Source organism: Streptomyces rimosus subsp. rimosus (assembly GCF_000720725.1).
Taxonomy (GTDB): domain Bacteria; phylum Actinomycetota; class Actinomycetes; order Streptomycetales; family Streptomycetaceae; genus Streptomyces; species Streptomyces rimosus_A.
The window spans coordinates 52065-64620 of sequence record NZ_JOCQ01000017.1 but is presented as its reverse complement, the minus strand read 5'-3'; the positions used below and the strand labels follow the sequence as shown (position 1 = coordinate 64620).

The window sequence follows — 12556 nt, the reverse complement described above, 5'->3', positions numbered from 1 at the left end:
ACACTCCTTTCCGTGACTGCGGCACCGCCGCTACTCCGCCGCCGGTACGGCGTCGCCCGCGGCCTCGGCGGCCTCTTTCTCCAGCTGTTCCAGCAGGCTGTCCTCGATCATCCGGGCCACCCCGGAGACGGTGGGCGTGTCCAGCAGACTGCGGAACGCGAGGCGCACCCCGAAGGTCTTGCGGATACGGGTGAGCGCCTTGACGCTGGTCAGGGACTGCCCGCCCAGCTCGAAGAAGCTGTCGTGGGCCCCGACGTCCGCGACGCCCAGGGTCTCCGCCCAGATCTGCGCGACCAGCCGTTCGGTCTCGTTGCGCGGCGCGACACGGCCGGCGTCGTCCGCCCGCCCGGCCTCCGGCTCGGGCAGCGCGTCCCGGTCCACCTTGCCGTGCCGGGTGAGCGGGAAGGCGTCGAGCGCGACGAACGCGGCCGGGATCAGATACGCGGGCAGCCGCTCGGCCAGGTAACCCACCAGCTCCGGCGCGGCGGGTACGGCGTCACCGGCGCCCCGGTGCGTGAAGTACGCAACCAGCTGCCGCCGGTCGCCCTCGCCGCGGACCACCACCACCGACTCGGCAACCGCCGGGTGCCCGTCCAGCGTCGCGGAGATCTCGCCCGGCTCGATGCGGTAGCCGCGCAGCTTGACCTGGTCGTCGGCCCGGCCGAGGAACGCGATACGGCCGTCGGCCAGCCGCCGCACCCGGTCGCCGGTCCGGTAGAGCCGTTCCGCGGGGTCGAACGGTGCGGGGCCGAAGGCCCGGTCGGTCAGTTCGGGCCGGTTCAGATAGCCGCGGGCCAGGCCGTCACCGGCCAGGTGCAGTTCACCGGGGGCGCCGACGGGAGCCAGGTGCCCCGCCGCGTCGAGGACGTAGGCGCGGGTGTTCTGCACGGGGCGGCCGAGCAGCGGTACGGGGCTGTCCGCGATTCTGGTGATCAGCGCGTCCACGGTGGCCTCGGTGGGACCGTAGAAGTTGAAGCTGATCAGGTCCTCCCGGGCGCGCAGCGACTCCCACAGGCCCTCGGAGACCGCCTCGCCGCCCAGCGCCACGCCGCGCAGCGGGTGGTCCCCGTCCGCCAGCAGGCCGGTCTCCACCAGCTGCTGGAAGTACGACGGGGTGGTCTGGAGGAAGTCGATCCGCTCCGCCGCGCGGTACGCCGTCAGGGCGTGCGCGTCCCGGCGCACCGCGTCCGGCACCAGGTGCAGTTCGTGCCCGGCGACCAGCCACAGCACCGGGTTCCACGAGGCGTCGAAGGAGGCCGGCGCCAGGTGGGCGACGCGCAGGGGCCTGCCGCCGTTGGCCTCCTGGAGCGGCCCGAAGACCGTACGCCGGTGGCTGTCCAGCAGGTTGGCCAGGCCGCGGTGCTCCACCACCACGCCCTTGGGACGCCCGGTGGAGCCGGAGGTGTGGATGATGTACGCGGCGTCGCCGGGCGCCACGGTCACCTCGGGCGCGGTGTCCGGGCGCGCCGCCACGGCCTGCCGGTCGGCGTCCAGGCGCACCACCGTGGTGGCGCCGGGCGCGGGCGGCAGCGCCGAGGCGACCGGCTCGCTGGTCACCAGCAGCCGCGGCCGGATGTCCTCCAGCAGGTACGCGGTACGCCGTCCGGGCGCCGCCGGGTCCAGCGGCGCGTACACCGCGCCCGCCTTGAGGACCGCGAGCAGGGACACGATCAGGTCGGCGCCGCGGTCGAGGCAGACGGCGACCGTCTCCTCGGGGCCGGCACCGAGGGACAGGAGGTGGTGCGCCAGCCGGTTGGCCCGGCGGTCCAGCTCGCCGAAGGACAGCCGACCCCCCTCGTGGACCAGCGCGGTCGCCCCCGGAGTGCGGGCCGCCTGCGCGGCGAACTGCCGGGCCACCGGCAGCTCGCTCAGCAGCTCGGTGCCGGTCGCGTTGTGGCGGGTCAGCAGCTCGGCGCGGTGCCCGTCGCTCAGCGCGTCGAACTCCCGCGGCGTACGGTGCGGATCGCGGGCGATGTCCTCCAGCAGCGCCCGCAGGTCGGCGGTGACCCGGGCGGCGGTGCGCTCCTCGAAGAGGGCCGGGTCGTAGGCGAGCCGGAAGGACAGCCGGTCGCCGGCGAACACCGCGAGCACCATGGCGTAGCTGGTGGGCTCGTGGGAGCGCACGTCGCGGATGCGCAGGCCGCCCTCGGCGCCCATCTCGCCGTCGTACGGGTAGTTCTCGAAGACCACATAGCTGTCGAACAGGTCCACCCCGGCGGGCAGGTCGGCCCAGCCGCGGATCTGGGCGAGCGAGACGTACTCGTGCTGCCGGGCGGCGACCTGGCCGCGCTGGAGCTCGGCGAGCCATTCCAGCAGCGGCCGGTCGTCCGGGACGGTGGCCCGTACCGGCAGGTTGCTGATGAACAGCCCGATCATCGACTCGGCGCCGGGCAGGTCGGCCGGGCGCCCGGAGACGGCGGAGCCGAAGCACACCTGCTGCTCGCCCGCGTACCGGGACAGCAGCAGTGCCCAGGCGCCCTGCGCGAGGGTGTTGGTGGTCAGCCGGTGCTGCCGGGCCAGCGCGTCCAGCCGCGCGGTCGTCTCCGCGTCGAGCTGGAAGCGCGCGGCGGCCTCGGTGCCCGCCCGTACGGTGTCCTGCGACCGGTGGTCGACCGGCAGCGGGGTGGGCGCCGTGAAGCCGTCCAGCAGGTGCTTCCAGTACCGCTCGGCCTCCGCCAGGTCCTGGCGGCCCAGCCATTCCACGTAATCGCGGAACGGCGGCCGGGTGGCGGGCTCGGGCCGCTCGTGCCCGGTCAGCAGCAGGTAGTGGTCCAGTACGTCGGAGATCAGCTCGGCCGTGCTCCAGCCGTCCAGCAGCAGGTGGTGCGAGGTCCACACCACCCGCAGCCCGCCGTCCGGCTCGGAGACCAGCGTCAGCCGCATCAGCGGCGCGGACGTCAGGTCGATGCCCCGGGCGCGGTCCTCGGCGAGGAATTCCTCCAGCGCGCGGGCGGCGTCCTGGGCGGACAGCGCGCTGTGGTCGCGCCGCTCCACCGGCACCTGCACCCGCTCCCGTACGACCTGGAGCGGTTCCGCGGTCTCCTCCCAGGTCACCGCGGTGCGCAGCATCGGTGTGCGCTCGGCCGCACGCTGCCAGGCCGCCGCGAACGCGTCGGTGTCCACCCCGCCGTCCAGGACGAACGACAGCTGGCCCACGTAGACGCTGTCGCCCTCCTCGGTCAGGCTGTGGAACAGCAGGCCGTGCTGCATCGGCGTGACCGGGTAGAGGTCCGCCAGGGGGCCGCCGTCGTCGGCGAGCTTGTTCAGCAGTTGCTGGTCGACGCGGGCCAGCGGGAAGTCGGACGGCGTGGCACCGGCCGCCTTGCCGCTCACGTCCCGGCAGTGCGCCACGAGCGCGCGCAGCGCCGTCAGCAGCGCCTCACCCAGCCGCATGACGGTCGAGGCGTGGTGCACCTCGGTGGAGTGGAACAGCTCGAACTCCAGCTGCCCGTCCCGCACCCAGGCCACGATGTCCAGCCCGTACTCCAGCTTCTCGGCAGGCGACAGCTCGGTGCCGAAGCCCAGCCGGACATCGCGCAGCAGGGCGCCGTCGCGGCCCGGCGCGCCGGGCAGCTGACCGAGGTAGTTGAAGCCGACCTGGGCCTGCGGGCCCTCGGCCAGCACCTCGGCCGGGGCACCGGCGGGGCTGAGGTGGCGCAGCGCGCCGTAGCCGATGCCGCGCCCCGGCACCGCCCGCAGCTGCTCCTTGACGGACCGCAGCAGCGCGCCCCAGCCGTCCCCGGCCGAAGTGTCCAGGGCCACTGGGAAGCTGCTGGTGAACCAGCCGACGGTGGCGCCGGTCTCCAGGTCGCCGAACAGCTCCTCGCGGCCGTGGCCCTCCAGGTCGATCAGCACGGCGTCGCGTCCGGTCCAGTCGGCCAGCACCCGGCCGAGGGCGGACAGCAGGACGTCGTTGACCTGTGTGCGGTAGACCGACGGGACCTCCCGCAGCAGCGCCTCGGTGTCCGTGGCGTCCAGGCGCACCCGTACGCTCGCCACCGAGGCGACGGTCGGCGTACCGGAGGCGTCGGCCGGGAGCCCGGCCTCGGCCCGCTGCGCCACACCTGCCCAGTGGTCCAGCTCCGCGTCGAAGCCGCCCGCGACGGTGTGCTCCGACAGCCGCCGCGACCACTGCAGGAACGACGCGCTCTTCGGTCCGAGGTCGACCGGGCCGCCGTCGGCCGCCTGCCGGTAGCCGCGCTCCAGGTCGGCGAGGAGCACCTGCCAGGACACCGCGTCCACGACGAGGTGGTGGGCGGTCAGGAAGAGCAGCGGGGTGCGCTCACCCCGGTCGAGGAGCAGGGCCCGTACCAACGGCCCCTCGCTCAGGTCGAGTCCGCCCTGCGCGGCGGCGGCCGCCTTCTCCACGGCCGCGTCACCGGCGTCGCCCAGCGCGATCCGCTCCAGCGGCCACCGGTCGCCCGGGGCGGGGATCTCCTGCTGCCAGCGGCCGTACACCGAGGTGAAGCGGGTGCGCAGGGCGTCGTGGTGGTCCAGCAGGGCGTCCAGGGCCGCTTGCAGGGCGTCCGTGGACGGCGGCTCCGCCAGCTCGGCCAGCACGGACATCGTGCAGTGGTGGGGGGCGATGGTGTGCCGGCGGAAGAACGTGCGCTGAATGGGGGTCAGCGGCACCTTTCCGACGACCGGCTCCGTACTCACGTCTGCCTTCTCCTCCGGTTCGCGGGCGGCCACCACCGAGGCGAGTTCGGCGACGGTCTGGTGACTGAAGATGTCCTGGGACGAGACCTTCAGGCCCGCCTCGCGGGCCCGGGAGACGACCTGGATGCTGAGGATCGAATCGCCGCCCAGGTCGAAGAAGTTGTCCTCGACGCCCACCGACGGCACCCGGAACACCTCGGCCCACACCGCGGCGAGGGTCTCCTCCGCGGGGGTACGGGGCGCGGTGCGCGCGGCGGGGCGTCCGGCGGGCGCGGGCGGGGCGGGCAGGGCGCGGCGGTCCACCTTGCCGTTGGCGTTCAGCGGCAGCCGCTCCAGCGGGACGAACACCTGCGGCACCATGTGCCGGGGCAGCAGGCCGCCCAGCCGCTCACGGAGCGCCGCGAGGTCGGGTGCGGCATCTGCCGCGGGGACCACGTAGCAGGTCAGCCCGCTGCCACCGGCCTCCGGGCGGATCGCGGCCGCGGCGTCGGCGATGCCCGGGAACCGCTGGACGGCGCTCTCGATCTCGGCCAGCTCGACCCGGAAGCCGCGGATCTTGACCTGGTCGTCGGACCGGCCGAGAAATTCGATGTCCCCGCCGGGCAGGAACCGGGCCCGGTCGCCGGTCCGGTACAGCCGGGCCCCCTCCGCGTCCACGGCGAACGGGTCGCGCAGGAAGCGCTCCTCGGTCAGGTCGGGGCGGTTCAGGTAGCCCCTGGCCACGCCGGGCCCGCCGATGAACAGCTCGCCGACCACTCCGGCCGGCACCGGCCGCATACCGGCGTCCAGGACGTACATCCGGGCGCCGGGGATCGGCCGGCCGATCGGCACCGAGGCGGTGGCGGGCAGCGCCTCCCGCTCCGCACGGAAGACCGACGACTCGACGGTCGCCTCGGTCACGCCGTAGCTGTTGAGCACGACGGTGCCGGGGGAGACCCGGTCCAGCAGCCGGCGGCAGTCCTCCGTACGCCAGTTGTCCGAGCCGACGACGAGGTAGCGCAGCGGCGGGAAGGTGCGGCCGGTCCGCTCGGCCTCCTCCAGGAGCGCGCCGGCGAGCGACGGCACGGTCTCCAGGTGGGTGACCCGGGCCCGCTCCATCAGGTCGAACAGCCGGGGCGGGTCGGTGGTGACCGCCGACGGGGAGATCACCAGTGCCCCGCCGTGGGCGAGCGCGTGCCCGAGGTCGGAGACGAACACGTCGAAGGCCATGCTCGCCAGGTTGAGCTGGCGCGCCGGGCGGTCCTCGACGCCGTAGACCCGGCCCCAGGCGGCCACCGCCTGACTCAGGCTACGGTGTTCGACCATGACGCCCTTGGGGCGGCCGGTGGAGCCCGAGGTGTAGATCACGTACGCGAGGCTGTCCGGGGTGACCTCGACGGCCGGCGCGTGGGTGGGCCACTGCCCGATGGCGTCCCACTCGCCGTCCAGGCGCAGCACCGTCGCGTCGCACAGCGGCAGCCGGTCCGCCACGGCGTCCTGCGTGAGCAGCACGGCGGCGGCACTGTCCCGCAGCACCTGCCGGTGCCGCTCGGCGGGGTGCCCGGGGTCCAACGGCAGGAAGGCGCCGCCGGCCTTGAGGACGCCGAGGGCCGCGGTGACCATGTCCGGGCCGCGTTCCACACAGACGCCGACCACGGTCTCCGGGCCGACGCCGAGGTCCATCAGGTGGTGGGCCAGCTGGTTGGCGCGGGCCTCCAGCGCGGCGTAACCGATCACCTGGTCCTCGAAGACGACCGCGTCGGCGTCCGGTGTGCGCCGGGCCCGCTCGGCGACCAGCTCGTGCAGGCACAGTTCCTGCCACGGCACCGTGCCGCGGTTCCACTCGTGGACGACGCGGTCCCGTTCGGCCGGCGACAGCATGGGTACGTCGCCCACCTGCTGACCGGGGTCGGCGGCGAGGCCGTTCAGCAGCGCCAGCAGCTGGTCGGCCAGGCTCTCCGCCTGCGCATGCCCGTAGAGCGCGGGGTCGTAGGAGAGCTGGAGGACGAGTTCGCCGTCGTCGGTGAAGGCGGTCAGATCCAGCGGGAAGCTGGTGGTGTCCACCGCGGACAGCTCGCGCAGCCACAGGCCGCTGCGCTCGGCGGCCGTGTCGTTGGCCGGGTAGTTCTCGAAGACCACCACCGTGTGGAACAGCGCGGTGGCGCGCGGCACGTCGCTCCAGCCCTGGATCTGCCCGAGCGCGGCGTACTCGAAGTCGCGCGCCGCGACCTGTGCCTCCTGGAGGCCGCGCAGCCAGTCGGCCAGCCGGTCGGAGGCGGTGACGCGGGTGCGTACCGGCAGGGTGTTGAGGAAGTTGCCGACCACGGCATCCGCGCCCGGCAGGCCGGTGGGGCGGCCGGCGACGGTGGACCCGAAGCACACGTCCTCGGTGCCCGCGTGGCGCGCGAGCAGCATCGCCCAGGCGCCCTGCACGGCGGTGTTCAGGGTCAGCCGCTGGGTGCGGACGGCCGTGGTCAGCGCCTCGGTCTCGGCACGGGTCAGCTCGACCCGGACCTGGGCCGAGGACTCCGACTGGTGGCCGGGCGGCAGGCTCTGCCCGTACGGCAAGGGGGTGGGCGCGTACAGGCCCGCCAGCGCCGCCCGCCAGTGCTTCTCCGCCGCTGCGGGGTCCTGTCGGCCGAGCCAGGCCACGTAGTCCCGGAAGGGCGGGCGTTGCGGCTCGGGTGCTGCCGGGGTGGTGCCGCCGTCGGCCAGCGCGCGGTAGCGGGCGAACACGTCGCCGAACAGGTGGGACGTGCTCCAGCCGTCGAGGACGACATGGTGGAAGCTCCACACGACCCGCACCGCGCCCGCCCGCTCCTGGGCGAGCACCACGCGCATCAGCGGCGCCCGGGTCAGGTCGATGCCGGCCTGCTGCTCGGCGGCGGTCAGCTCGTCCAGCCGACGCTTCCGCCCGGCCGCGTCGGTGTCCGTCCAGTCCAGGTAGCGGACGTCCAAGGTGGCTTCACGGTCGACGATCTGCACGGGCTGCGGTACGCCCTGCCACCGCAGCCGGGTGCGCAGCGCCGGATTGCGGTCCACCACGTACTGCCAGGCCGCGCCGAGCGCCCGGATGTCGTCCACGCCCTCCAGCAGGAAGCTGACCTGGTCGGAATAGGCGCCGCCGGTGGGCTGGTTGAGGGCGTGGTAGAGCATGCCGGACTGCATCGGCGTGAGCGGGTAGATGTCCTCGACGGCCGAACCCGGCGGCACCAGCGTGTCCACGGCGGCCTGGTCGAGCGCCACGAGCGGGAAGTCACCGGGCACCGCGCCGCCCGCGCCGGGGCGCAGGCAGTGCTCGACCAGCTCGTCCAGCGCGGCGGCCAGCCCGTCGGCCAGCGCCTGGGCGGTCGCCCGGTCGTGCAGCTCGGAGGAGTAGTACACGGTGAACGTCAGCCGCCCGTCGCGTACTTCGCCGGTGATGTCGATGAGGTGCGGGCGCTCCTCCTCCGGGCTGTGCTCCTGCCCGTAGTCGAAAAGCTGCTCGCGGTAGAGCGCGCTTCCGGTGGTGCCGTCCGACCACTGGCCGAGGTAGTTGAAGCTGACCTGCGGCCGCGGTCCGGCGGCCAGCGCCTCGCGCTGCGCGGTGTCCGCGGCGAGGTAGCGGAGCGGCCCGTAACCGAAGCCGCGGTGCGGTACGGCCCGCAGCCGCTCCTTGGTGCCCAGTACCAGGTCGCGCCACGGCCGGTCCGCCGGGGACTCCAGGACGAGGGGGAAGACCGAGGTGAACCAGCCGACGGTACGCGAGATGTCGGTGCCCGGCAGGACCTCCTCGCGGCCGTGCCCCTCCAGCGTGATGAGGGTGCGGTCCTGCCCGGTGTGCCGGGCCAGCGCGCGGCCGAGCGCGGTGAGCAGGATGTCGTTGACCTGGGTGCGGTAGACCTTGGGCACGTCCTGGAGCAGCTGCCGGGTACGCCGCTCGTCCAGCCCCGCGTGCGCCTCACGGGTGACCCCGAAGGTGTTGCGGCCGTCGTGGTCGGTGGGAAGACCGGCCGTGGTGACGTCCGCAACCCCGGCCCAGTACTCCAACTCGCCCTGGAACCCACCCTGTTCGGCGTGTTCCGCCAGCCTCCGCGCCCACGTCAGATACGGCGTTGACGCCCTGCCGAGGTCGATCGCTGCACCGCTCACCGCCTGCCGGTACGCGGTCTCCAGGTCGTCCAGCAGGATGCGCCACGAGACGCCGTCCACCGCGAGGTGGTGCACGGTCAGCAGGAGCCGCGGCCGGTCCCGGGCGTCGCGGTCGAACAGCAGGCAGCGCAGCAGCTCGCCCCGCTCGGGGTCGAGTCCGGCCTGTGCCGCCTCGGACAGCTGGCGCAGGGCCGCGTCGCGCTCCTCGGGCGCGGCCTCGCCGAGCGTGATCCGCTCGATGTCCGGCTCCGGGGCGTCCCGGCCGGGGCCCTGCTGGACCAGTCGGCCGTCCACCGTCGTGAAGCGGGTACGCAGGGCGTCGTGCCGCCGTACGACGTGCCGGAACGCCTGCGACAGCGCCCGCTCGTCCACCTCCGCGGGCAGGGTGAGCAGCACCGACTGGTTGAAGTGCGCGGGGCGGACGGTGTGGTGGTCGAAGAACCAGCGCTGTACGGGGGTGAGCGGCGCTGGTCCGCTGTCCTGCGTCTGGTTGTCGGCGTCGGCCTCCTCAGCGCCGGTCTCCGCCACGGGGGTGGCCGCGCGTGCCAGGTCGGCCAGCGTCTGGCGGGAGAAGATGTCCCGGGAGCTGATGGCCAGCCCGGCCTGCCGGGCCCTGGCCACCACTTGGATGCTCAGGATGGAGTCCCCGCCCAGCTCGAAGAAGTTGTCCGTGGCGCCCACCCGGTCCACGCCCAGGACGTCGGACCACACCTGCGCGAGGGTTTCCTCGGTGGCGTCGGCCGGGGCCCGGTAGCCCTCGCGCACCTCGGTCCGCTCCTCGGGCGCGGGCAGCGCCCGCTGGTCCACCTTGCCGTTGGAGGTCAGCGGGAACTCGTCCAGCGTGACCAGCGCGGAGGGCACGGCGTAGCCGGGCAGCCGGGCCTCGGCGAACGTCCGCAGCTCCGCCGTGTCGAGGGCCGCGCCGGGCTCCGGGCGTACGTAGCCCACCAGGCGCTTGTGCTCGCCGTCCGTACGGGCGACGACCAGCGCGGCGGCGACCGCCGGGTGGGCTTCGAGGACGGCCTCGACCTCGCCCGGCTCGATGCGGTAACCGCGCACCTTGACCTGGGTGTCCACCCGGCCCAGGAAGTCCAGCGTGCCGTCCGGCAGCCAGCGGACCCGGTCGCCGGTGCGGTAGACGCGCTCGCCGGGGACCGAGGAGAACGGCGCCGGAAGGAAGCGCTCCTCGGTCAGTTCGGGGCGGCCCAGGTAGCCGCGGGCGACGCCGGGACCGCCGATGTACAGCTCGCCGGGGGAGCCGGCCGGTACCGGCCGCTGCCGCTCGTCCAGCACGTAGGTGGTGGTGTTGCGGATGGGGCGGCCGATGGGCAGGGCCCGTACGCCGTCCGTGCTGTGGATCTCCTGGAAGGTGGCGAAGGTCGTCGTCTCGGTCGGCCCGTAGATGTTGACGAAGCGGTCCGGCCGCTCCCCGGCGAGCAGCCGGGCGACCCGCCGTGGGCTCTGCGCCTCGCCGCCCACCAGCAGGTGGCGCAGGCCGCGGAAGGCACCCGGCGCGACCTCGACCACCTGGTTGAACAGCGCGGTGGTCAAGAACAGCGTGGTCACGCCGTGCTCTTGCAGCGCGCGGGCGAAGGACCGCGGCTCCAGCAGTACGTCCTTCGGGATCACGGCGATCCGCGCGCCCACCGCCAGCGGCCCCCACACCTCGAACGTCGCGGCGTCGAAGGTGGCGTCGGCGGCCTGGGCCACCACGTCGTCCGCGGCCAGCGGCGCGTAGTCGGGGCCGCTGATCAGCCGCACGATCGACCGGTGCTCGACCACCACGCCCTTGGGGCGCCCGGTGGAGCCGGAGGTGTAGATGACATACGCGGCGGAGTCGGCGCCCACCGTGACCTGCGGGCCGTCGGCCGGGAGCGCGGCGAGGGCCGCGGTCTCCTCGTCCAGGCACAGGTACCGGGTGCCGCCGTCCGGGAGCCGGTCGCGCAGCGGCCGTTCGGTCAGGCACAGCGGCGCGGCGGTGTCCTCCAGGACGAACGCGATGCGGTCGGCGGGGTAGTCCGCCGCGATCGGCACATACGCGCAGCCCGCCTTGAGCGTGGCCAGCATGGCGACGACCAGCTCGGCGCCGCGCGGCAGGCAGACGGCGACGTGGTCGCCGGGCGCGGCGCCCCGGTCCAGGAGCAGCCGCGCCAGCCTGCCGGAGCGCTCGTCCAGCTCCCGGTAGGTCAGCCCGTCGCCCGCGCCGGTCACCGCGATGCGGTCGGGGGTGGCGGCGGCCTGTGCGGAGACCAGGGTGTGGACGGGCGTACCGGCGGGATAGTCGGCGCGGTTCTCGGCCCAGCCCGTGGTCAGCGCCGCGTGCTCGGCGTCGGTCAGCAGCGGCAGGTCGCCGACGGCGCGGCCGGGGTCGGCGGCGATCCCGGCGAGCAGCACCAGCAGGCGGGCGCACAGCGCCTCGATGGTCGAGGCGTCGAACAGGTCGGTGTTGTACTCGACCGACCCGGCCAGCCCGCCGTCCGCGTCCGGCGCGAACTCCACGGTCAGGTCGAAGATCGAGGAGACCGACGGCGGCCGGAAGTCGGCCACCCGCAGCCCCGGGAAGGCGGGCGCGCCGCCGGGGGCGTTCTGGAGCACGAGGGCCGCCTGCACCAGCGGCGTACGGCTCGGGTCGCGCTCGGTCCCCAGCGCGTCCACCAGCCGGTGGAAGGGTATGTCCTGGTTGCCCAGCGCGTCCCAGATCCGGTCGGTGGTCCGCTCCACCAGCTCGTCGAAGGGCAGCTCCAGGTCGATCCGGCCGCGCAGCACCAGGGTGTTGACGAAGAAGCCGACCAGCGGCTCCAGTTCGGTGCGGTCCCGGCCCACCGATACGGTGCCCAGCGCCACGTCCCGCTGGCCGCTGTGCCGCGCCAGCAGGACCTGGGTGGCGGCGGTCAGCACCGCGAACAGGGTGCCGCCGCACCGGGCACCCACCGCGTCCAGGCCCTCGGCCACGTCCCGGGGCACCGCGAACGTGTGCAGGGCGCCCACCGTCGTCCGCACCATCGGCCGTGGCCGGTCGGTGGGCATCTCCAGCGCCGGGACGCCGTCCAGCTCGGTTTTCCAGTACTCCAGCTGGGCGTCCAGCTCGGCCTCGGTGCAGTGCTCGCGCTGCCAGACCGCGTAGTCCCGGTAGGACACCGGCAGCGGGGCGAGGTCCGCGTCACGGCCCCCCAGGGCGGCGGCGTACAGCTCGCCCAGCTCCGCCAGCAGCACGCCCTTCGACCAGCCGTCCGCCGCGATGTGGTGCATGTTCAGGAACAGCACATGCTCCGGAGCGCCGTCCGGGCCGCAGCCCAGCGCGACGAGCAGGACCCGCAGGACCGGGCCCGCCGCGAGGTCGAAGGGGGTGCCGAGTTCGGCGCGCAGCAGCCGGTCCAGCTCCGCCTCGCGCTCCCCGACGGGCAGCCCGCCGAGGTCGGCCCGCTGGATCTCCGGGACGGCCGCGGGGCGGACGACCTGGTGCGCCCGCCCGTTCGTCGTCGCGAATGTCGTACGCAGCGGCTCGTGCCGGGCGACCAGACCGCCGAGTGCGGCGCGCAGCGCGTCCACGCGCAGCGGGCCGGTCATCCGCAGCGCGATGGACGAGGTGTACTCGACGCTGCCGGGCTGGAACTCGTGCAGGAACCACAGTCGTTCCTGCCCGAACGACAGAGGCGCGTCGGGGAGATCGCCCAGCGCGCGCAGTCCGCCCGCACCGCCGCCCGCCGCGTCCGCACGTCCGGCCAGTTGCCGTTCCAGCCGTTCATCCGGGCCCAGCGGCTGCCCGCCGTTCATCTGCTCACCCATT

At 74.3% G+C, this 12556-nt stretch carries 1 protein-coding gene; it reads right to left on the bottom strand.

All coding sequences use genetic code 11. The annotated features are described in order from the left end of the window. Positions 1–30 precede the first annotated feature (30 nt). Positions 31–12555 (bottom strand): non-ribosomal peptide synthetase, encoded by a 12525-nt coding sequence (locus IH45_RS1000000145185; RefSeq protein WP_050514748.1) that lies wholly within the window; start codon positions 12553–12555, stop codon positions 31–33. Between the last annotated feature and the right edge of the window lies 1 nt (position 12556).